This window comes from uncultured Cetobacterium sp., from assembly GCF_945952365.1.
Lineage (GTDB): Bacteria > Fusobacteriota > Fusobacteriia > Fusobacteriales > Fusobacteriaceae > Cetobacterium_A.
On the sequence record NZ_CAMFHX010000001.1, the window covers coordinates 116654 to 138642 of the forward strand.

General features: G+C 29.4%; 21 protein-coding genes and 2 riboswitches. Of the genes, 12 read left to right on the plus strand and 9 right to left on the minus strand.

What is annotated here, in order from left to right; genetic code table 11:
* Positions 1-99: 99 nt before the first annotated feature.
* A complete protein-coding gene (locus Q0O83_RS00585; RefSeq protein ID WP_294093053.1) occupies positions 100-1407 on the minus strand; it encodes an NCS2 family permease in 1308 nt (435 codons plus the stop codon).
* Between the two features lie 11 nt (positions 1408-1418).
* Positions 1419-2789 carry an amidohydrolase gene (locus Q0O83_RS00590; RefSeq protein ID WP_294093055.1) on the minus strand — a complete coding sequence of 457 codons (1371 nt, stop codon included), beginning with the start codon at positions 2787-2789 and terminating at the stop codon, positions 1419-1421.
* A gap of 97 nt (positions 2790-2886) precedes the next feature.
* Positions 2887-2987: riboswitch (purine riboswitch) on the minus strand.
* A 114-nt stretch (positions 2988-3101) separates the two neighbouring features.
* Here Q0O83_RS00590 and Q0O83_RS00595 point away from each other — a divergent pair.
* The gene (locus tag Q0O83_RS00595; RefSeq protein WP_294093057.1) at positions 3102-4127 is read left to right on the plus strand and encodes a hypothetical protein; all 1026 of its coding nucleotides are present in this window, start codon (positions 3102-3104) and stop codon (positions 4125-4127) included.
* A 73-nt stretch (positions 4128-4200) separates the two neighbouring features.
* Positions 4201-4842 (plus strand): IclR family transcriptional regulator, encoded by a 642-nt coding sequence (locus Q0O83_RS00600; protein WP_294093060.1) that lies wholly within the window; start codon positions 4201-4203, stop codon positions 4840-4842.
* 14 nt (positions 4843-4856) lie between these two features.
* Here the strand turns inward: Q0O83_RS00600 and Q0O83_RS00605 are convergent, their stop codons facing one another.
* Entirely contained in the window at positions 4857-5195 is a 339-nt protein-coding gene (locus Q0O83_RS00605) for a helix-turn-helix domain-containing protein (protein ID WP_294093062.1), read from the minus strand.
* A gap of 250 nt (positions 5196-5445) precedes the next feature.
* Here Q0O83_RS00605 and Q0O83_RS00610 point away from each other — a divergent pair, with 250 nt between their 5' ends.
* The 3 genes from Q0O83_RS00610 (at position 5446) to Q0O83_RS00620 (ending at position 8457) form a co-directional block, all read left to right on the plus strand.
* The gene (locus tag Q0O83_RS00610; protein WP_294093064.1) at positions 5446-6639 is read left to right on the plus strand and encodes an MFS transporter; all 1194 of its coding nucleotides are present in this window, start codon (positions 5446-5448) and stop codon (positions 6637-6639) included.
* Between the two features lie 174 nt (positions 6640-6813).
* The gene (locus Q0O83_RS00615; protein ID WP_294093066.1) at positions 6814-7923 is read left to right on the plus strand and encodes an NADH:flavin oxidoreductase; all 1110 of its coding nucleotides are present in this window, start codon (positions 6814-6816) and stop codon (positions 7921-7923) included.
* 15 nt (positions 7924-7938) lie between these two features.
* Positions 7939-8457, plus strand: coding sequence for a nitroreductase family protein (locus Q0O83_RS00620; protein ID WP_294093067.1), 519 nt, complete (start codon positions 7939-7941; stop codon positions 8455-8457).
* A 42-nt stretch (positions 8458-8499) separates the two neighbouring features.
* Here the strand turns inward: Q0O83_RS00620 and Q0O83_RS00625 are convergent, their stop codons facing one another.
* Positions 8500-8859, minus strand: coding sequence for a DUF309 domain-containing protein (locus Q0O83_RS00625; RefSeq protein WP_294093069.1), 360 nt, complete (start codon positions 8857-8859; stop codon positions 8500-8502).
* Positions 8849-9358, minus strand: coding sequence for a flavodoxin domain-containing protein (locus Q0O83_RS00630; protein ID WP_294093072.1), 510 nt, complete (start codon positions 9356-9358; stop codon positions 8849-8851). Before Q0O83_RS00630 ends, Q0O83_RS00625 begins: the two co-directional genes overlap by 11 nt.
* A gap of 133 nt (positions 9359-9491) precedes the next feature.
* On the opposite strand from Q0O83_RS00630, the gene Q0O83_RS00635 reads away from it, so the two are divergent.
* Both Q0O83_RS00635 and Q0O83_RS00640 read left to right on the plus strand, forming a co-directional pair.
* Positions 9492-10013 (plus strand): hypothetical protein, encoded by a 522-nt coding sequence (locus tag Q0O83_RS00635; RefSeq protein WP_294093074.1) that lies wholly within the window; start codon positions 9492-9494, stop codon positions 10011-10013.
* Positions 10014-10089: 76 nt separating this feature from the next.
* Entirely contained in the window at positions 10090-10647 is a 558-nt protein-coding gene (locus Q0O83_RS00640) for a flavin reductase family protein (RefSeq protein WP_294093076.1), read from the plus strand.
* A 162-nt stretch (positions 10648-10809) separates the two neighbouring features.
* Here the strand turns inward: Q0O83_RS00640 and Q0O83_RS00645 are convergent, their stop codons facing one another.
* Both Q0O83_RS00645 and Q0O83_RS00650 read right to left on the minus strand, forming a co-directional pair.
* Entirely contained in the window at positions 10810-11049 is a 240-nt protein-coding gene (locus Q0O83_RS00645) for a hypothetical protein (RefSeq protein ID WP_294093078.1), read from the minus strand.
* A 107-nt stretch (positions 11050-11156) separates the two neighbouring features.
* Entirely contained in the window at positions 11157-11666 is a 510-nt protein-coding gene (locus Q0O83_RS00650) for a hypothetical protein (RefSeq protein WP_294093080.1), read from the minus strand.
* A 168-nt stretch (positions 11667-11834) separates the two neighbouring features.
* On the opposite strand from Q0O83_RS00650, the gene Q0O83_RS00655 reads away from it, so the two are divergent.
* From Q0O83_RS00655 to Q0O83_RS00670, 4 genes are all read left to right on the plus strand, one after another.
* Positions 11835-13457, plus strand: a complete 1623-nt coding sequence (locus Q0O83_RS00655; RefSeq protein ID WP_294093082.1) for a nitrite/sulfite reductase — start codon at positions 11835-11837, stop codon at positions 13455-13457.
* A 162-nt stretch (positions 13458-13619) separates the two neighbouring features.
* Complete coding sequence (locus tag Q0O83_RS00660; RefSeq protein ID WP_294093084.1) at positions 13620-14858, plus strand: aminotransferase class I/II-fold pyridoxal phosphate-dependent enzyme; 1239 nt, start codon at positions 13620-13622, stop codon at positions 14856-14858.
* Between the two features lie 322 nt (positions 14859-15180).
* Positions 15181-16101: a branched-chain amino acid transaminase gene (locus Q0O83_RS00665; RefSeq protein WP_294093087.1), complete on the plus strand. Its 921-nt coding sequence runs from the start codon at positions 15181-15183 to the stop codon at positions 16099-16101.
* A gap of 26 nt (positions 16102-16127) precedes the next feature.
* Positions 16128-17528, plus strand: coding sequence for a carbon starvation CstA family protein (locus Q0O83_RS00670; RefSeq protein WP_294093090.1), 1401 nt, complete (start codon positions 16128-16130; stop codon positions 17526-17528).
* A 53-nt stretch (positions 17529-17581) separates the two neighbouring features.
* On the opposite strand, the gene Q0O83_RS00675 is transcribed toward Q0O83_RS00670, so the two are convergent.
* A complete protein-coding gene (locus tag Q0O83_RS00675; protein WP_294093096.1) occupies positions 17582-18550 on the minus strand; it encodes a BMP family ABC transporter substrate-binding protein in 969 nt (322 codons plus the stop codon).
* A 69-nt stretch (positions 18551-18619) separates the two neighbouring features.
* Positions 18620-18717: riboswitch (purine riboswitch) on the minus strand.
* Between the two features lie 130 nt (positions 18718-18847).
* On the opposite strand from Q0O83_RS00675, the gene Q0O83_RS00680 reads away from it, so the two are divergent.
* The gene (locus Q0O83_RS00680; protein WP_294093099.1) at positions 18848-20566 is read left to right on the plus strand and encodes a phosphoenolpyruvate carboxykinase; all 1719 of its coding nucleotides are present in this window, start codon (positions 18848-18850) and stop codon (positions 20564-20566) included.
* A 42-nt stretch (positions 20567-20608) separates the two neighbouring features.
* On the opposite strand, the gene Q0O83_RS00685 is transcribed toward Q0O83_RS00680, so the two are convergent.
* On the minus strand, positions 20609-21964 hold the full coding sequence (locus Q0O83_RS00685) for a dicarboxylate/amino acid:cation symporter (protein WP_294093101.1): 1356 nt from the start codon (positions 21962-21964) through the stop codon (positions 20609-20611).
* Positions 21965-21989: the final 25 nt, after the last annotated feature.

The following is a 21989-nucleotide window of genomic DNA, read 5'->3' on the forward strand; positions in this document are numbered from 1 at the left end:
TTTTGTCAATTTACATTATACATTTTCCTCAGAATTTTCTCAATTCCTTTAAGAAATTTCTAAAAAAAAAGAGAGAACTAACTCTCTCTTAAATACTAACTATGATACCACTAAGTTTAAAACTGATAAAGCCCCTATTACCCAAAGTGTTAAATTTATTTTCTTTATCTCTCCCGCAGCTATGTGAGTTATTATATAAGCAACAAATCCAAAACTAAGTCCAATACTAATACTATAAGTCAACGGCATTATAACTATTGTTATAAATGCTGGTACAGCTAACTTCATATCTGTAAAATCTATATTTCCTATAGATTTAAACATAAATACTCCAACTAGTACTAATGCTGGTGCTGATGCATATCCTGGAACTACTCCTACTAAAGGAGTGAAAAGTAACGCTAATAAAAATAGTCCACTTGTAACTAATGAAGCCAATCCTGTTCTAGCTCCAGCTGCTATTCCTGCTGCTGATTCAGCAAATGATGTTACTGTACTTGTTCCTAAAACAGCTCCGATTAAAGTTGAAGACACATCTACTTGAAGCATTCTTTTTAAACCTTTTGCTCCTTCATCCCCTTGAACCAATCCCATGTTTTTATAACAAGCCATCATAAACCCTAAAGAATCAAATAAATCTATAAACATAAACGAGAAAATTGATCCTATTAATGATATTTTTAAAGCTCCTAAAATATTCACCTTCATAAAGATTGGTGTAATTGCTGGTGGCAGTGAAACTATTGCTGTTGGAGCATCTACTATTCCTAATACCATACCAATTACTGTTGTTATTGCTATACTTATTAAAATTCCACCTCTAACTCTTTTTATCTCACAAACAGCCATTATAGCTAATCCTAAAATTCCTAAAACAGTCGGTAAAGAGAATTTTCCTAATCCTACAAAAGTTGCTGGATTGGCTACAATTACCTCCATATTTTTTAATCCTATGAAAGCTATAAATAGTCCAATTCCTGATGTTGCCGCTGTTGAAACAACTGATGGAATAGCATTTGCTATCTTTTCTCTAATCCCACCTAACGTCATAAGTAAAAAGAATAGTCCTGATATAAATACAACACCTAATGCATCCTCCCAAGAAACTCCTTGCCCTAAAACTAATGTATAAGTGAAAAATGCGTTCAATCCCATTCCTGGTGCTAACGCAAACGGTGCATTTGCCCACAGTGCAGCTATTCCAGTTCCAATAGCTGTCGCTAAACATGTAACTGTTATTAGTGCTCCTTTATCCATTCCAGTAGCCGAAAGTATTGCTGGGTTAACGAATACTATATAAGCCATTGTTAAAAATGTTGTAAGCCCTCCTAAAACCTCGGTTCTAATAGAACTTCCTCTCTCCTCTATTCTAAAAAATCTATTTAATTTATTTGTTAATGTGCTCACTTTATCCTCCGTTATATTATATCCACTACTGGGAATCTATTTGGTAACTCAATCTTTGCTTTCTTTTTTATCTCTGCTGCTTTCTCTTTTAACTTTTCAATCAGCTCAGCTTCATCTAAAACTAAAATCTCTCTATTTTTCATTAACCACTGCCCATTACACATTGTCGATTCAACATTTTCACTCGACATTGTATAAACTATATTAGCTATAGGGTCATGAAGTGGTAATGAGTGAAGTGTATTTGGATTTAAAACTATTAAGTCAGCTTTTTTTCCAACTTCTAAGCTTCCAATCTCTTTATCTAACAGTGCACATTTAGCTCCATGAACAGTTGCCATCTCTAGAACTTGTTCTGCTGGAACAGCTTTTGGATTTAAAGTTCTACCTTTATGAATAAGTGATGTTAAATACATCTCCCTCATCATATCCATTCTATTATTCGAAGGTGCTCCATCTGTTCCGATAGAAACATTCAGTCCTTTTTCTAACATCTCTGGAATTCTTGCAAATCCTAATACAACCTTCATTGCTGCCGCTGGGTTATGGGATACTTTTACATCATATAATCTAAACAAATCAATCTCTCTATCCGTTAACCAAACCGTATGAACAGCTAATAAATTTGGTCCTAAAGCACCTAATTTATGCAGATGCTCTACTGTTGAATCTCCTCTACTCGCTTTTACATAATCATTCTCTGCTGCTATCTCTGCTATATGCATATGAATTCCTGTGTTTAACTCATCTGCCATCTTTTTTGTTTTTAATATCAGTTCATCTGAGTTATTAAATATAGTTCTCAATCCAAACCAAATTCTAACTCTTCCATCTGCGGTATTATTAAATCTATCATACAAATCTTTTTGAGTTGCAATCTCTTCATCCGCTGTTTTTATCCAGTTTTCTGGAAGTCCAACGCCCTCATCCATAACTGATTTTGAAAGTGCTGCTCTAATTCCTGTAGTTTTTACTGCTTCAACCATAGCATCTACATATTGTCCACCAGATTCTAAAAATGTTGTAACTCCAGATTTTATCATCTCAACACAACAAGCTGTTGATGATATTAAAGAACTCTCATAATCAAAACTACTTTCATATGGCCAAACTCTCTCTCTTAACCAAGTTAAAAGATCTACATCATCAGCAATCCCTCTCCCTAATTGCTGTGATAGATGAACGTGAGTATTTACAAATCCAGGTAATACAATTTTCCCCTTTGCATCTAAAACTTCTACATCTGCTAATAAATTTTTCTCATCTATTTTTCCAATCTCTTTTATTCTATCATTTTCAATTAAGATAGAACCGTTGTTAAAAATTTCTCTTTTTGCATTCATAGAAACTATATATGCATTCTTTATTAAAATCTGTCTCACAAAAAACCTCCGATTAAATAATAAAAAAAGTGTAAACTCTAATCTAGGATAGAATTTACACTCAAGTACCACTTAAAATATATTTTTCAAGAAGTTTTTTCGTATAATCTCTACCCATAGCATCCATATTTGTGGTTAGGACGTAGAAACTTTTGGACCATATCTCCAAAATATACGAGTAAACTTTTTATTTTTTATAATACCATATTTGTATGCAAAGTTCAATAACCTTGTGAAAAATATATACTTATTCTTTTTTTAAAATTCATGCTATAATTAACTATTATATTAATCATGAAAGGAGTTTTCGTTATGAAAAAATATTCTTTTTTTAAAATTGCTCTGTTATCATTTACTCTACTCTTACTATCTAGTTGTAGTGCTATTATGACCTCTATTGGAAATAGTAAAATTGATAATGCTTTGAAAATCTATTACTCAAGAGGATTGACTTCTGAAGGAACTTCTGATTTAATATCTGGATTGGATTATGTCCCTGACTCAGGTGTTGGTATAGCTCAATATCAAAAGCAATACGCAGAGATTACTTCTCAAAAAAATAGAGTACTTCAAAATAGATATTTTTCTACTCAAGATATAAACTCGTTAAATTTATATCTTCTTACTGTTGAAGAATTTAGAAAAATACATTCTAAATTTCCTACAGTTAAAATTGATTACAATGACTTTAACTCTTCAAAGTTAAAAATTACTAAGATATTTGAAGATTTTGTTTTAAAAGATGAAAAAATCTATATTCCTAGAAATCAAAAAATACAAAATATTAACTATTATAAAATTTTAAATAAATATGTTAGTAGCTATATAATAAACAGTGCTATTGCTAATCTTGAAAGAGACGTCACTATCAACCTTTATGTTTCCTCATCTTTTAGAGGATTTTCTAGATTGGATTACTTAGTTACAAACTCTTTAGTTTATGCTTCTGATATGAATAGAGATAGAAATCTTGGAGACTATGTTATTTTTAAAGGTTTTTCAAATTCAATAATGCCTACATCTAAAGATTACTTTATTGATTTTAATTTCTCGAATGTATATATTAGAACACTTGAAACAAGAGAGGAAGTAAAAGATAAAAACAAGATATTCGTAGCAAGAAAAAGAGTTACAATCAGTGGATTTTATAAAGTTTATTCACCAAATAAAAAAACAACTACAAAATATTTTGATTTCAGTGAAAATTACACTATTAGAGTAAGAAGTTACGATCACTCAACTTTTTATGATGACGAAAGAGATATAATTAAAGATATTTTAGAAGATAAGTTCTCAAATATTATTCGTTATGATTTAAATAACTTAATTACTCCCTAAAAAAATACTTAACTGATAATTCTTTTAAAACATGCTATAATAATCTAAATATATAACTTAAAAGAGGTTTTTTATGGAAAAAAAATTTATACAGTCTTTAGGAAGAGCAATTGATATTCTTGAATATTTAGCTTTAAATCCTAAAGCTAGATTACAAGATATAAGTAGTAGCCTAAATTTGAATAAAAGTACTCTACATTCGTTAATATCTACGTTAGAACAACTCGGATATGTCGAAAGAGGAGATACTCCTATTTATTCTCTTGGAGTAAAAGTTTTTCAATTGGGTAAAGTTTACGAAAGAGATTTTGAAATAAAAAAGTTAATTAATCCAATATTAAAAGAGTTAACTGAGTTTTCTTCTGAAACAACATATTTAACACTACAAATTGGTAGTTCATATATATATGTCGACAAATCTGAAAGTAAAAATAATTTAAAATTAGACCCAGAACTTGGAATAGAAGAGAGTGTTTATTCAAAGTCTGCTATTGGAAAAATATATAAAAGTTTTTCTAATAATGAATTTTTAGAATTTGCTTTAGATTTAGAAGAAATTGAAATAGGAATGAACTGTATTGCATTTCCTATATTAAAGAATAATAAATTATTAGGTGTAATTGGAATTGGTGGCCCATCTTCTAGATTAAATTTAGAAAAAATGATGAAATGTAAAGAAAAATATTATGAAATTTCAAGTAGAGTTTTTAAATAACTCTACTTTTTTATTTAATCCCCAATCACACAAGAATCTAAATATTTTTCAGCCCACTTTTCAATTAATTCTAAAGCTGGTAGTAAAGCTAACCCTTTTTCTGTAAGCTTATATTCAACTCTTGGTGGAACTTCTGGATAAATAATTCTTTCAACAATTCCTTCTTCTTCTAGTGCTTTCAATTGTTCATTTAATATTTTTTGAGTTATACCCTTCGTTCTTCTTTGAAGCTCTAAAAATCTAACAGGCTCATTTTTTAAGTGACAAATTATAAGTCCCTTCCATTTCCCACGAATAAACTCTAATCCTAAATCTAATTGGCAAAAGTAATTTTTATCTTTATAGTTTAACATTTTATCTCCTTTCATTTTAAAATTCTTTCTTTTTATTTTAACATTTTAATCAATATTGTCAAATTATAAAATAATTTTAAAATATTTTTCGACAATATAAAATATTTTTTTTATTCTATCAAAGTTTAATTTTATTAAATTCCTACAAAAAAGTAAGTAGTCTTACAAAAAAGTGCCTAATTTTCAAATTTTTAATTTTATTGTACACTGACTTTGTTAAGAAAAATTGAAAACTTTAGGAGGATTTTATATGAGTACAAAAACAAAAATGCCAAGAGCACTGTTAGCTCTTACACTAAGTTCATTTGCAATAGGTGTAACTGAATTTATTCCATTAGGATTATTAGCTGAGATGTCAAATTATTTTAGCACATCTCTTAGTTCTATGGGAATGGTGGTTTCTATGTATGCCATTGGAGTTGCTATTGGTGCACCAATTTTAACAAATTTAATAAGTAGTTTAAGTAGAAAAAATCAACTTATTTTCACATTAGTCTTATTTACATTAGGTAATCTTTTAGCAGCAGTCTCAACTAGTTTTAATATGTTAATTTTAGCTAGAGTAATTTCTGGATTATCTCATGGAGTATTCTTTACGATTGGAAGTATTATTGCATCTGAGGTTTCAGCTCCTGAAAAGAGAAGTCAAGCGATTGCAATTATGTTTGCTGGATTAACTGTTGCCTTAGTTATTGGAGTTCCTTTAGGAACATTTTTAGGTAAAACATTCTCGTGGAATTTCTCATTCTACTTAGTTACTATATTAGGAGCAATCGCTACTTTTCTTTCTTATATTTTAACACCTAAAACTTTAAAAAAATCTGAAAAGGGAAGTATTGCAGATCAATTTTCTGTTTTAAAAGAAGAAAGATTAATTAAATCATATCTTCTAACTATCATCGGTTATGGTGGATCGTTTGTTCTTCTAACTTATTTAGCTGAAGTGTTAAAAAATGTAAGTGGATTTGGTTCGAACGCTATAAGTGTTTTACTTCTAATTTATGGTGTTGCTGTTGCAATTGGAAATATCTATGGTGGTAAAATTTCAGATAAAATGGGAGCTATGAACTCTTTAAAATTACTTTTCTTTATTCAAGTAATTGCGTTTGGAGCTTTCTACTTTACAGCTAAATCCCCAATTTTAGCAGTAATCAATGTGTTTGCATTAGGACTATTAGATTTTGCAATTGTACCACCACTTCAGATGAATGTTGTGGAAGTAGCAAGTGAAGTAGCTCCAAAAGCTACTGATTCAGCGGCTGGATTAAATATTGCCGCATTCAACTTAGGAATAGCTGGAGCCTCTACAATAGGAGGAGTTGTTGTTTCTACAGTAGGTGTTGAACATACTCCATGGGTAGCCGCTTCAATTTTATCTATTGCATTCTTAATGTCAGCTTATGAAGTAGCTAAAAATAAAAAAGTAGCTCAACTTTGTAGATAAAACTAAAAAAATTGTAAGCTAGAATATATCGTTATATATTGTTTCTAGCTTATTTTACACAATTCTTACTTTTTTGTAACTAATCTTACAAAAATGTGCCTACTTGTTAGAAGTGAAAAAACAGATTATAATCCATTTAGAAAATAAATTTATAAATAGTTAGAAGGAGAACCCATGAAAAGTATTTTTGATAAAACAAAATTAGGTAATTTAGAAATGAAAAATAGAATAATAAGAGGAGCCCTTTGGGAAGATTTAGCAGATGAAAACGGTCATTTGACTCCTGAGCTTTCAGCTATATATGAAGAGCTAGCTGCAGGCGGAGCAGGAACACTTATTACTGGATATGCTTTTGTTACTGAAGATGAACAACCTAATCCTGGAATGATGGGAATATATAATGATAGTTTTATAGATGAATACAAAATATTTACTGATAAAATCCATCAACATGGAACTAATATTATTATGCAAATAGTTTATGGTGGATTCATGACTAACTATAAAGTTGGAGATAGAGTTATTTGGGGCCCATCAACTATACAAAATGAAAATACTGGAACTTGGGCTAAAGAGATTTCTAAAGAGGAGATTAAATACTTAGTTAAAGCATTTGCTGACGCAGCATTAAGAGTTAAAAAATCTGGATTTGATGGTGTTCAAATACATGGAGGACATGGATATTTATTAAGTCAATTTTTATCTCCATACTACAATAAGAGAGAAGATGAGTATGGTGGCAGTATCGAAAATAGAGGAAGAATCATTTTTGAAATTTTTACAGCAATGAGAGAGGCTGTAGGAAAAGAGTTTCCTATTTGGATAAAATTAAATTCTGCTGACTACATTAAAGATGGAGGACTTACAGAAGATGACAGTATGTATGTAGCTAAAAAATTAGCAGAGTTAGGAATCGATGCGATAGAAGTTACTGGTGGAAACGAATCAATAAAAGAAGTTGGAGAAAACAATTTAGGAGCTGCAAGAACTAAGGTTATTGTTTCAAAAGAAAATGAATCATACTTTAGAAATTATGCTAAAAAGTTGGCAGAAGAGATAGAGACTCCTGTTATTTTAATCGGTGGAAATAGACATGTGGATGTTATGGAGGATATTTTAAATTCTTCTAAAGTGCAGTATTTCTCTTTATCTAGACCACTTACTTGCGAACCTGATTTAGTTAATATCTGGATGTCTGGAGATTTAAAAAGACCTAAATGTGTATCGTGTAATAAATGCTACTTTACACCTGGAAAAAGATGTATTTTTAATTTAAAAAAATAGATGAAGGAGCTTATAATGAATTCAATTTTTTATAGAAGAAGTATTAGAAATTTTACTGATAAAGATGTCGAGTGTGAAAAAATAGAGCGTATTTTAAGAGCTGCTATGCAAGCACCATCAGCTCATAATTTTAAGCCGTGGGAGTTTATTATAGTTGAAAGTGATGAAAAGAAAAAAGAAATCTCTTTAATGAGCCCTCATGCAACGCCAGCTGGAAAATCAAAAGTTTCTATTGTTGTTTTGGGTAATTCAAAATTAATAGAAAAAGATGATATGTGGCTACAGCAAGATTTAGGAGCAGCTATTCAAAATATGCTACTTCAGATTGTTGAAGAAGGGTTAGGTGGAGTTTGGCTTGGATTCTATCCTGAAGTTGAAAGAGTTCAAAAAATAAAAAAATATTTTAATCTTCCTGAACATATAATTCCATTTGGTGTTGTATCGTTTGGATATTCAGAAGAGGAAAATAAATTTATCAATAGATATGATAAATCTAAAGTTCATTGTGAAAAATATTGTTCTATAGAAGAATAATATTTAAAAACTACCCTGCTATAGATAGCAGGGTAGTTTTTATTATTTATGCAAAGGCAGATAAAGCTCTTCGTAATCTTTTTGCTTTTTAATTTTTAATATTGTATCTTGAATAGTATCTTTTAACTCTTTTGAATCTATCCCTAGGTCTTCTATCAAAAATGAAACCTCTTCATAGTTATTAAGTGAATTTTCTAAAACTTGGACTGCGCCCTTAAAGTTTTTATTTCTCCAATGAAGCAATCCAACCGAAATCAACAATAAATTTATCGCTACGTGTTTTCTTGTTTCACACTTTGTTTCCTCTACCCAAATCTCTTCTAAAATCTCATGACACTCAAAGAAATCTCTCTCATTTTGGAAAATCTCTATAAATTTTAAATAGCTTTCTTTATTTTTCATTTAAATCCTCTTCAAAATTTTCTATCAACCAATTATTAAGTCTATCTTTTATCTCTTTTAACATAAACATCTCATCTAAAACTAATCCTATAAATTTACCATTCACAACAGCTGTGCTTTTTACAAAAGCATATCCCTCTATTGAAGTTTCTCCAACTATATTTGCATTTTTTTCTAATAAAACATCATAAATAGGTTTCATTCCGTTAACAAAGGTAGCTGCATAAAAGCCTTGATTTCCTCTTCCTATCAATCCCACATCTTTTCCACTGAAATCTATCTCTCTTAATTTTTCAATTACATTTATCCACTCTTGATGAGGAACTCCAAAACCATAGGTTGGAATTATAAAAATTAACCTATTATATTCCTTTACTTTCTCAACTAAATTTTCATCCGAAACTTTATATACATCACACTTTTCTTTTAATTTATCCTTAATTAAAGTCGTAACAAACTCGCTTTTTCCTCTTTGACTACTATAAAATACTCCAATCATAAATTGATACACCTCCATTTATACAACTTAAGTATACTATTTTTTGTTTTCTTTTTCAATCTTTCTAATGTTTTTTAGAAAAAAATATGTTAAGCTATCAATAACTATTTTTTTAATATTATTTGGAGGGAAAATGAAAAATTTTATATTTACAGGATTACTATTTAGTTCATTACTTTACGCAAATACAGGGATTATTAATCAATCTCAATTAAAAGATCAACTTCTACCTAAATTAGAGACAAGTGTTATTTTCGAAAAATTCAAACCAATTTTAGCTAGAGAAGCTGTATTAGGTGAAACTATCCAAACCTTTACTAAAGATGGATTAGAAACAACTAACACTGTTACTGTTCCAAGCTACATAGTTAAAAATACAACCGAAGCTAAAGAGGAATATATTGTTCCAAAAGATAAATTTGATAAAAGATATGTTTTCTTAAAAAAAGAAAACTCTACTTGGAATGTTTTCAAGCCAATCGGAGAGATAAAAGCTATAAAAGTTAAAAATAAAGAGGAATTTTTTATCATTGCACCATGGGGAGAAAAAATGATAGTGAAAGAGAATGATTTCTTGGTTTCACCATTAGATTACTCTGAAATCTATAGAATTGCTAATCATGAGTTCTTTGAAACTTATCAACAACAAAAATAATATTTTTATAAAAGGATTTTTCTTTTTTCACAGTATTGACTAATGAAGTACATAACTATATTTATGAGGTGATTTTATGTGGAAAAATGCTGGACCAATTGTTGCTTTATATCCCACTCCTACTGTAGTTGTAGGAATGATTGATGAAAATGAAAGAGTTAATTGGATTAATGTTGCCCATGTTGGACTTATCGGATTGGATTCAATTATGTTAAGTATCAATAAGCTTCATTTTAGTAATGAGATTATTAAGGATAAATATGCTGTTTCTGTGAATATCGTAACAGAAGAGATGCTAGAAGCTACAGATTTTGTTGGGATAGTTAGTGGTAGAAAAGTGGATAAATCAAATGTTTTTGAATATACAATGGGAATTAGAAATGTTCCTATGATCAATCTTTCTCCTATCGTTATGGAGTGTGAACTAACTGATAACTTTGAAACTAAAGAGCACAATCAATATATTTTTAAAGTTAGACATACACATATAAAACCTGAAGTTTTAGATGAAAATGGAAATATTAGTTATGATATTTTAAAGCCTATACTCTTTGAAATGCCTACTAAGTCATACTATAAACTTGGTGATAAAGTTGGAAATTGCTGGAAAATTGGTGAAAATTTCTATAAATAAAATAACATAAAAGGGTCTATCACATAAGACCCTTTTTTCATTATATCACTAAAATTTTTGTTAAAATCGTACTTCCTAAAAATATTATCCCTACCAAAATCATCAATCCAAATTCTATTTTATTACTTTTCATTTTTTCTCCTATTTTTTAGTTTTTTTATCCTAACAACCTAATAAAAAATTTCCAAACCCTCTAAACATAAATGGTGACATACCATTTAAATATAGATATCTAGTTCCGAAAAATGCTATTACATGACCTACTATCATTACTATAAAAATTCCTAATAAAAAATAGATTAAACCAAAGTTACTTTTTTTAGTTCCTATTGAATCATATGTATTACTCTCTCTTCTTTCAGTTAATAAAAAAATAATTAAAATAAGTAAAATTATCGTCATATTGCAACACATCCTTTAACAAAGTTTTTTGTTTATTACTTATAATACAAAATTTTTGTTTCAGAATTATGTCAAACAAAAAAAGCCCAGAAGGGCTTTTTTATAATTTATTTCTTAAAATCAGCTTTCTTATAGTCAAAAGCTTTTAATGTATTTCTAAGTTCTCCGTTTACACTATAAGCATGGAATGTTGATCCTGCTAAAGAGTCTACTGGTAAATCCTCTGCTACTTTTCCTAAATATTTATTAATCCATTCTTGATCATGAACATTTTGATGCTTATCATTTGCATCTGGTAAATAGAAACCTAATAATTTTCCTTCTGGAGATATAACAGTTATTAACGCTTCATGCTTATTGTATGACTTTACATGAGTTAATCCTGTATAAGCCACAACCTTTCCGTCTTTCTCTATCGTTGCAAAGTTATAATACCCTAAATTTGGTGCTTCATACACATCTCCTAATCCATCAAAAGCTATCCCCGCTTTTTTTATAGCTTCCTGTATTTGTGGTTTGTATCCCTCTATTGAATATTTCCCCAAATCTTCTGATTTTGCTTTATAAGCAAAAGCTAATTGTGATAAACAACAAACCATTAATAATATCTTTTTCATTTTTTCCTCCCGTTTTTAGTTGATGGTGTACTATTACAACATATTTTAACTTATTTTGTAGAGTTTTTCAAATATTTTTTTTATAAAAATAAATATTAATAGTTGAATTATTATTCAAAAAGATGTAAAATACTAAAAAAGAATATGTTCTAATAAAGGAGTTTTATTATGGAAAGAATTAAAAGTAAATTGCATGAAATTGAAAAAGAATATCTCGAACTTGAAACAGGTATTGTAGATTATTCAAACAACATTATCAAATCACCTGACTTAAAAAAGAAAGGTTCTAAATTTGGAATCTATGAACAAAAAGGTAAGAAAATGATGCTTAGATTAAAAGCTGTTGGTGGAGAACTTTCAAAAGAAAATTTCAAAAATTTAGTAGATATTATGTACAGTGAAAATATTCCTTACTTACATCTTTCTACTAGACAAAACTATCAACTTCACGAAGTTGAATTTGATAAAGTAAAATCAACAATTAACCTTTGTAATGAAAAAGAGATGTACTTCAGAGGTGGAGGTGGAAATACTTTCAGAAGTATTTTAGTTTCTACATATACTGGTGTGGATAAAAAAAGTAATTTCGATGTTGCTCCTTATGCTAAAATGATTGAAAATGAAGTTTTCCTAATGGATAAAGCTTTTGATTTTGGAAGAAAATTAAAAATTGGTTTCTCTAATAACACTGAAGATGAATTTGTTATGGCTGTCCAAGATATGGGATTTGTAGCTAAAGAGATTAATGGAAAAAAAGGATTTAAAGTTTTTGCTGGTGGTGGAATGGGAAGAGGTAGTAAAATTGGACATATTTTACTAGAGTTTTTACCTGAAGAACATCTATTAAAAGCTGTTAAAGCTATGATTGAACTTTTCCATGACCGTGGAGATAGAGTTAACAGAATGCAAGCTAGACTTAGATTCCTTGTTGAAAAAGTTGGTATTGAAGGATTCAGAAAAATATTCCTTGAGTATTTCAACAAAGAAAAAATAGAGAATGGCCACATTGAAGCTGTAAGTTATACAAATCATATTTTAAAATTAAATAAATTTGATTTAACTAATTCTAATGATAATTTTAATCAATGGACAGATATTTGTACTAAAGAAACTAAATTTAAAGATATTGTATCTCTTGTACTATATGTAAAAAATGGAGATTTAACAAAAGAGCATGCAAAAAAATTAGCTACACTTTTAGATGAAATCAACACTCCTATAGTAAGAGCTACAATAAACCAGAACTTAGTTCTTCCACTAGTTCATAAATCTGCTTTACCTTATATTTATGAATTTTTAAATAATGAAATTCCTGAAATTGTAACTGAATCATTCTCTATTAGAGGACAAATTAGAGCTTGTGTTGGAGCTAAAATATGTATGATTGGAGTTCAAGATTCTGTTGCTGTTGCTGACTCAATAAGTATCGAATTAGATTCATTAGCTAATAAGTATCCACAATACAAAAAAATTATATTTAAAGAAGCTAAGAACATTAGAATCTCTGGATGCCCAAGTTCATGTGCTGGAATTCCTGTTGCTCCTTTAGGATTTATTGGTTTAAAAAAGAAAATAAATGATGTTTTAACAGATTGTATGCAAGTTTATATGGGTGGAATTCTAACTGAATCTGTTCAATCTTTAGCATTTGAAATTCCTAACCTTATAATTCCAATAGACGAAGTTCCTCTTCTCGTAAAAAGATTATTTGAGGATTACTTAGAAATGTTACAAGTTTATGATATCACTTTTGCACAATACATGTATGAAAGAAGATTAGAAGAGTTTTAATCACTATTTAAAGGAAGATTTTTTCTTCCTTTTTTATTGAATTTTTCTGAAAATATTTTTTTATTTATTTATTTATTAGAAAAAATATTTTGTTTCTTCTTGACTTATTAGCTATTTTCATTTAAAATTAACTTGAAAAATAAAATTTATGAGGTGATTTTTATGTTAGCAGAACACTCTAAAAATAAAAAAGTATTTGATAATGGATTCCAGATTGCTAAAAATGCAGATTTGGCATCTAAAAAATATGGTCAAAAAAATGTTATAAATGGAACTTTAGGAATTTTTTATAACGACAATGAAGAGATGCATACTTTAGATATTGTAAATAAAGAATATAAAAATCTTTCTGATAAAGAACTTTTCAATTACTCTTCTAGTATCAGTGGTGAAGAAAGATTTATTGAAGCGGTTAAGCAATATGTTCTTGGAAAAAACTATTCAAATAATTTAGATAACAATTTTTTAGAAGTTATTGCAACTCCTGGTGGAAGTGGAGCTATCTACAACACTTTTAGAAACTATATAAATCCAGGAGAAGTGGTTCTACTTCCAAATTATATGTGGAGCTCTTACAAACTTATGAGCAAAGAAGTTGGCGGTGGATTCCAAACTTACTCTTTATTCAACAACAGGGGCAAGTTTGATCTTGTAAATTTTGAAAACTCTGTCATAGAATTAGCTAAAATTCAAAAAAATCTTGTTATAGTTCTAAATAACCCTTGCCATAATCCAACTGGATATACTATGTCTACCTCTGAAGTTAAAGGTGTTATGGAAATTCTAAGAGCAGCTTGTTCTCTTTGTAATATTATTTTAATCAATGATATAGCCTATATGGACTTCAATAATAAAGTAAATAACTTCAGAGATTTCTATCAAGATTTACCAAACAATCTATTGGTTATAATAACTTTCAGTATGTCTAAATCATTTTGCTGCTATGGACTTAGAGTTGGAGCTCAAATTGCAATCTCTTCATCTACTGAAACTATAAATAGCTTCTTAGATGCTAGTCTTTATACTTGTAGAAGTGTCTGGTCAAACATTCCAAAAGGTGGTATGACTCTATTCAGTAATATTGTTTTAGATAAGAAAAAATATAAACAACTTTTATTAGAACAAAGTTATATGAAAAATATGCTTAAAGAGAGAACTGATATTTTTCTTGATGAGGCCGCTAGTGTAAATTTAAAAACTTTACCATACAAAAGTGGGTTCTTCATAACAATCCCTTTTGAAAATATGAGTGATGAAAAAATGGCTGACAAACTAAAAGATGAAAACATTTTTACTATTATTATCCCGGGAGCTATAAGACTTGCAGTTTGCAGTATTCCAAAATATAAAATTTACGGATTAGCTAAAACATTGAAGAATATAATTACAACAAATTGTTAAAAAAATAACTTTTCTAAAAAAAATAAAAAATATTTTTTATTTTTTTATTGACTTTTATATAAAAATAGTTTATTATCTGTCTTAAATAAAAAGACAAAAGGAGGAAATATATGAACACTAAATTAAAATTCGGATTTTTACTAGCACTGATAATTATAATATTAAGCTCTTCGGTTTGAATTTAGTAGAATTTTTTCTCTAAACTATTCAAGCCTTATTTTAGTACAAAACTAAGGCTTGAGCAATCGTGATACATTTTATGGCTTGAGTCTAAATAGATTCAAGCCTTTTTTATTTAATAAAATTTCGGGAGGAGATAATTATGATAAATACAGGAAAAATTTGGTTCAATGGAGAGTTTAAAGAGCATGATGATGCAAAGGTACATGTACTCTCTCATGTTTTACACTATGGTTCTGGATGCTTTGAAGGAATTAGATTATATAAATTAAAAAATGGAAAAACAGCTATTTTTAGATTAGAAGAACATATTGATAGACTTTATGATTCTTGTAAAATTTATAGAATGGAGGTTCCCTACTCAAAAGAGGAATTTTTAAAAGCTGTTGTAGATACAGTTAAAGTTAATAATTTAAAAAGCGGATATATCAGACCTCTTGTTTTCAGGGGATATAATCAACTTGGAGTCAATCCTGCTGTTTGTCCAGTTGAAGCAATTATTGCTGCTTGGGAATGGGGGGCTTATCTTGGAGAGGATGGTTTAGAGAATGGAATTAAAGTTTGTGTTTCATCTTGGAGACGACCTGCTCCAAATACTCTTCCAGCTCTTGCTAAAGCTTCTGGAAACTATTTAAGTTCACAACTTATCAAAATGGAAGCTCTTGAAAATGGATTTGAAGAGGGACTTGCTCTAGATTACTTTGGAAATATCAGTGAAGGTAGCGGAGAAAATATTTTTCTAGTTAAAAATGGAGAACTTTTAACTCCACCAGTTGCTTCATCATCTCTTGCTGGAATTACAAGAGATGCAGTTATAAAACTTGCTAGAGATTTAAATTTAGTTGTTAAGTTTGAAACTCTTCCTAGAGAGTTCTTATACCTTGCTGATGAAATATTTTTAACTGGAACAGCTGCAGAGATAACTCCAGTTAGTAGTGTAGATAATATAAAAGTTGGAAATGGAAGTAGAGGTAACATTACAAAATTAATTCAAGATGAATTTTTCAAAGTTGTCACTGGAGAGAATAAAAAATATACCGACTGGTTAACAACAGTTGAATAAAATATAGAGGAATAGAGGAGGATGTTATGAAAAGTTATTTTATGGGAGTTCTTGCTTTAATCATTGCATATTATACATACGGTAAATATTTAGAAAAAAATTTCGGAGTGGACGAAAGAGAAACTCCAGCTCTTTCTAAAGGTGATGGAGTTGATTTTGTTCCAATGAACTGGTTCAAAAGTTTACTCGTTCAATTTTTAAATATTGCTGGATTGGGACCAATAACAGGAGCTGTAGCTGGTGCTATGTGGGGAAGCTCATCTTTCCTTTGGATAGTTTTTGGTACTATTTTTGCTGGAGCTGTTCATGACTATTATACTGGAATGATCTCTATCAGAAATGATGGTCAAAATATGCAAGAGTTAATTGGAAGGTATCTAGGTAAACCTGCAAAAACTTTCACAAAATATTTTTTAGTCGTTCTTCTGGTTATTGTTGGAGTGGCTTTTATTACTGGTCCAGCTGAAATATTACAATCTTTTACTGGAGTAAATAAAACTTTTTGGTTAGGATTAATCGTTGTTTACTATATCGTTGCTACTTTATTACCAATCGATAAAATCATCGGAAGAGTATATCCTTTATTCGGAGGCGCTCTTGTTTTAATGATGTTTTTATTAATTGGAGCAATGCTGATAAAAGGAGTTTCTATTCCAGAAGTAAATTTTTCTAACTTACATCCTAAAAATCTTCCAATTTTCCCTTATATGTTTGTTGTTATCTCTTGTGGAGCTATCTCTGGCTTCCATTCGACACAATCGGTATTAGTTGCAAGATGCTTAAAAAGTGAGAAAGACGGCAGAAAATCTTTCATGGCTGCAATGTATTTAGAAGGATTTGTGGCTTTAACTTGGGCAGCTATATCTTTAGGATTCTTCAGTGGTGTTGAAGGGTTAGCAGCAAGTGGTGGCGGAATGGTTGCTGTTAGTAAAATGATTACTGGTCTTTTAGGTAAATACGGCTTAATCTTCACTCTTTTTGGTTTGATTGCTCTTCCTGTTACCACAGGTGATACTGCCTTTAGAAGTGCTCGAATCACTATTGCTGAAGTTATAAATTATAATCAAAGCTCTTTAAAAAATAGACTTTTGATTGCTCTTCCTCTATTTGCTTTAGCTGGATTTTTATCACAATTTGGCTTCAATACTCTTTGGAGATATGTGGCATCTACAAATCAGCTTTTAGCTACATTAGGTTTATGGACTTGTACATTTTATTTTATTGAGAAGAAAAGAAACTATTGGGTTGCTGGTGTTCCAGCTTCGTTTATGACTGCTATGATTAGTTGTTATTTCCTAGTTGCACCTGAAGGGCTTAAGTTATCAAATATGAATCTAGCTTATACTTTTGCAATTATGGTTTTCTTTATATCTTTAATTTTAATTGGATTAAAAGGTACAAAAGAAAGTAAAAAAGTTACAATTTAAATATCATATAAAATAAAAGGTAGGAAAAATATCTTCCTACCTTCTGCTTTATACTACTTTATAACAATCTCTTTTGATTTTATTTTTTCTATAATCAATTTTAATCTCTCTATTTTTTCTGCTCCAATAATATCTTTTGTATTTCTAAAATCTGTTGTTCCTACTCCACCCTCTTCTAATCCATAGTAGAAATCTCCACCTATAAATTCGTTATTTAATATCGATTGAACCGTATTGTATACCGCTATATCTACATTTTTCATCATTGATGTTAAAACAGTTCCTTTAACGAAATCATCTTGGTCTGAGTCGACTCCAATTGCATAGATACCATTGTCTTTCGCCGCTTCTAAAACTCCCAGTCCACTTCCACCAGCAGCATGATATAAAACATCTGCACCTTGTTTTATTTGCATAGTTGCCATCTCATTTGCTTTTAATGGGTCACTAAATGCTGATGTCCCACCTATATACGCACTTAAAACTTTTATTTCTGGATTAATATATTTAGCTCCCTCTTCATAGCCATCTTTAAATTTATTTATTAAAGGTATATCAATTCCACCAACAAAACCTATAACTCCATTTTTACTCATCATTGCAGCTAAAGCTCCCATTAAGAATGACCCTTCACTCTCTCTAAATAATAGATTTTTGACATTTTCTTCACTAGTAGTGTTATCTATCATCGCAAATTTTAACTCTGGATAATCTCTTGCAACATTCTCTATTGCATCCCTCATTGGAAATCCTACTCCAATTATAAAATCATACCCTGCTTCTGCATACTCTCTTAAAAATTCTTCATCCTCTAATGAATTTTTTGGTTCAACATATTTAAAATCTATTCCAAAATCTTTCTTAGCCATCTCTAAACCTCTATAAGCTGAATCATTAAATGATTTATCTCCCAATCCTCCAGTTGATAAAACCAATCCAACCTTTAAATTTGCAAAACTATTTAGACTCTTTCCTAAGAACATTGTAATAATAATAACTAAAACTTTAAAAAAATTTCTCATAAAAATAAAAACCTCCAATTATATTAAACCCATGCTTTACATGAGCTTAAATCAAAATTGAAGATTTTACAATTTTTAAATTAAGCCCATAGTAAGTTATTTTCGGTAACTTGTAGAAACGTTTCACCATATTAGAAACATATACAGGATTTGTATTAATTATATATTAAATTTATACTTTTGTACAGTTTTTTATTTTCATCTTTCTAAAAAAAGAAAATAAATTTTTATTTTTTCTTGACTTGTTGACATTTTTTTCATAAAATCTAGTTATCAAATATAATTTAGGAGGATTTCATGAAGCAAGAGATTTTTATAGGTAGAAATAGTGCAATTTTAAATTTTTCAACAAAATACTGTGATACATCTGAGAATTTACTTTCAAGTTCATCTTTTAAAAAAGTTCTTTCAAAATATATTAGATTAATTGAAAGCAAAAATACTTCTGTTTTTCAATTTTTAAAATCTAGTTGTAATGAGGATATATCTGAAACTATGATTAGACTTTTTAAACTGCTAATTATTCTAGATAAAAAAGAAGTGTCAAAACTTGATCCTACACTGACTTCTCTTTTAAATAAAGAATCTCTTCTTTTTGAATTTATTGAAGGGCTTTACTCTTACTGGAGAAAATATGAAAGATATGCAATTATTCGTAATAAAAATGCAAGTCTAGGACTTCAAAATATCAATTTCATTGATTCAATGAACAGTTTTACAAATTTAATTTTAAAAACATATAGAGTTGTAGAGGAAAATATCTTAGGTGAACACCACAGAGTTTACAGACAGCTTCATGCTGGAGTTAATGCTGGACTTATTTTAAATGATATTACTTGGAAATGTCCTAAAGAGTATTCTTTTTTAGAAAAAATTCCATTTGTAGAATCTATAGTTTTACAACCGCCTTTTATCACATACCCTGGAAAAAATACTAGAAAAGGAATCTTCTGTGAAAACAAAGAAAACCCTATTGAAAACTTGACTCTTAACTTAGAAAATTGGATTTGCTTCCCTGCTAAAGTTGGAGAGCTACTTGCTTTTGTATACTTCGATATCAACTTTATGGCACAAGGAGTTACTTTAAGTAATCTTTTTGAATTAGCTAAGAAAGAGGAGTATATAGATAAAAAACCAGATATTATATATATGTACGGAGTTAAAGATTTCCACTCAGAAATGAGAACAGAGTTTTATAAAGATTCTCAAAATGATATCATGGTTGGATATGTTAACTTTAATGAAGGAATCGATTACTTCGGTTATATGAAAAAAATGATTCTAACTCTACATAATCTAAAAATGATAGATTCTGGATATCTTCCTATCCACGGTGCTATGGTAAATCTTACATTTAAAAATGGTTTAGAAAAAAATGTTATTATTATGGGAGATAGTGGTGCTGGTAAATCTGAAAGTTTAGAAGCATTTAGAAAACTTAGTGAAGACTATGTTAAAGATATGAAGATAATCTTTGATGATATGGGAGTTTTAAAACTAGACAATAACACTCTTACTGCTTCTGGAACTGAGATTGGAGCTTTCGTAAGACTTGATGATTTAGATATAGGATATCCATATAAAGAGATTGATAGAAGTATATTTATGAATCCTGATAAAATAAACTCACGTATAATTATTCCAATATCTACTCATGCAGATATTACAAAAAAATATCCTGTTGATATGTTCTTATACGCAAACAACTATGAAGAGGGAGAGGAGTTAGAATTTTTTGAAAGTTCAAATCTTGCAAAACCTACTTTTATAAACGGAGCACGTAATGCTAAAGGAACAACTAGTGAAATTGGTTTAGTTACATCATATTTTGCTAATCCGTTTGGTCCTGTGCAAAGAAAAGATGATACTGATATTCTTATTGATAAATACTTTGATAAGATGTTTAACGATAACACTTTAGTTGGACAAATAAGAACTGGATTGGGTATAGAAGGACTTGAAAAAGCAGGACCTGAAAAAGCAGCTAAAAAACTATTTGAACTATTAATAAAGTAATTAAAATTTATGGGAGTTAGCTAGCTAACTCCTATTTCTAATTTATTTTACAGTTTCTAATTTTTCCTCTTCTAAGTGATATCTTTCTAAATCTAATTTCCCTTCACTTTTCGAAACATAAACTGCAACAACACTATCTCCAACAACATTAAGAGCCGTTAATAACATCTCTAAAGGTCTGTTTATACCAAGTATTATTGCATAAGCTGATACAGCTACTTCATTACTATATCCCATTCCTGTTAAAATTGTAAATAGTATTATAGCTCCACTTCCTGGTGCTGCTGGAGTTCCAATTGATGCTAGTAAAGCCAATATAGAGATTGTAACTAAATTAAATACTGTAATCTCATATCCTGCTACTCCTGCTATAAACAGTGTTGCTATAACTTGCATTATTGCTGTTCCATTCATGTTTACTGTCATTCCCATCGGAAGTACAAATGATGTTGTAACCTCATCTACACCTAGTTTTTCAATAGTAGCTTTTGTATTCAACGGAAGTGATGCCGCTGATGATGAAGTTGAGAATGCAAACATTGCCACATTTGATATCTTTTTCATAAAGTGAATTGGATTCAATCCTGTTGAAATCCAAACAATAAACGAATATCCAAAAACTAAGAATGTTAACAATGTAATTGCTGTCAAAACAAAATAGATACTTGCTATTTTTAAATATCCTATTCCATAGATAGCAAACGTTCTAACTAATAAAGAGAAAATAGCTATCGGTGCAAACTTATTAATAACAAAAGTTAAAAATATTTGTGACATCTTATTTAATTCAACTACACCTTTTTTTATAATAGAATCCTCTTCATTCATTTTATTTAAAATTATTCCAGCAGATATTCCTAAGAAAACAGCCACAAGAACATTTCCATTATTTGATAATCCAGCTAATATATTTTGTGGTATAGCTTTTATTAAAATCATCAGTGGATTTGAAGATGTTGCTCCTCCTGTCATAGATACATTTTGAATTGATACTGAAAACAGTTTTGCTTTATAAGCCATCATTCCAACTATCGAAGCATACACTAAAGCTAAAATTGAACTCGATCCAAATCCTAAAAATGTTTTATATGATATTCTTTTTAAGCTTTTCGAGTCTTGAATATTTGTAACCGCTATTATTATTGATGTAAATACCATTGGAATTATTACTAATTGAAGTGCATTTATAAAAAGCTGCCCTATTATATAAAATATTCCAAATGCTTTTGCTGCTTCTGGTCTTGTTATATCTTGGAATAAAATTGAATTTATCATATTCCATGTTTCAATTTTTCCATTTTGGATTAGATTCTCTCTTAAAAATAAAAATCCAATACCTAAAGTTACTCCTAACACCAAGGCAAAAAATATTTTTTTTGTTAAATTGTTTTTCTTCACGACTATCACTCCTATTTTTTTCTAA

Coding starts and splice junctions, on each gene's coding strand:
- Q0O83_RS00595 (WP_294093057.1), top strand. CDS start 3,102: ATGAAAAAATATTCTTTTTTTAAAATTGCTCTGTTATCATTTACTCTA.
- Q0O83_RS00600 (WP_294093060.1), top strand. CDS start 4,201: ATGGAAAAAAAATTTATACAGTCTTTAGGAAGAGCAATTGATATTCTT.
- Q0O83_RS00605 (WP_294093062.1), bottom strand. CDS start 5,195: ATGTTAAACTATAAAGATAAAAATTACTTTTGCCAATTAGATTTAGGA.
- Q0O83_RS00610 (WP_294093064.1), top strand. CDS start 5,446: ATGAGTACAAAAACAAAAATGCCAAGAGCACTGTTAGCTCTTACACTA.
- Q0O83_RS00615 (WP_294093066.1), top strand. CDS start 6,814: ATGAAAAGTATTTTTGATAAAACAAAATTAGGTAATTTAGAAATGAAA.
- Q0O83_RS00620 (WP_294093067.1), top strand. CDS start 7,939: ATGAATTCAATTTTTTATAGAAGAAGTATTAGAAATTTTACTGATAAA.
- Q0O83_RS00625 (WP_294093069.1), bottom strand. CDS start 8,859: ATGAAAAATAAAGAAAGCTATTTAAAATTTATAGAGATTTTCCAAAAT.
- Q0O83_RS00630 (WP_294093072.1), bottom strand. CDS start 9,358: ATGATTGGAGTATTTTATAGTAGTCAAAGAGGAAAAAGCGAGTTTGTT.
- Q0O83_RS00635 (WP_294093074.1), top strand. CDS start 9,492: ATGAAAAATTTTATATTTACAGGATTACTATTTAGTTCATTACTTTAC.
- Q0O83_RS00640 (WP_294093076.1), top strand. CDS start 10,090: ATGTGGAAAAATGCTGGACCAATTGTTGCTTTATATCCCACTCCTACT.
- Q0O83_RS00645 (WP_294093078.1), bottom strand. CDS start 11,049: ATGACGATAATTTTACTTATTTTAATTATTTTTTTATTAACTGAAAGA.
- Q0O83_RS00650 (WP_294093080.1), bottom strand. CDS start 11,666: ATGAAAAAGATATTATTAATGGTTTGTTGTTTATCACAATTAGCTTTT.
- Q0O83_RS00655 (WP_294093082.1), top strand. CDS start 11,835: ATGGAAAGAATTAAAAGTAAATTGCATGAAATTGAAAAAGAATATCTC.
- Q0O83_RS00660 (WP_294093084.1), top strand. CDS start 13,620: ATGTTAGCAGAACACTCTAAAAATAAAAAAGTATTTGATAATGGATTC.
- Q0O83_RS00665 (WP_294093087.1), top strand. CDS start 15,181: ATGATAAATACAGGAAAAATTTGGTTCAATGGAGAGTTTAAAGAGCAT.
- Q0O83_RS00670 (WP_294093090.1), top strand. CDS start 16,128: ATGAAAAGTTATTTTATGGGAGTTCTTGCTTTAATCATTGCATATTAT.
- Q0O83_RS00675 (WP_294093096.1), bottom strand. CDS start 18,550: ATGAGAAATTTTTTTAAAGTTTTAGTTATTATTATTACAATGTTCTTA.
- Q0O83_RS00680 (WP_294093099.1), top strand. CDS start 18,848: ATGAAGCAAGAGATTTTTATAGGTAGAAATAGTGCAATTTTAAATTTT.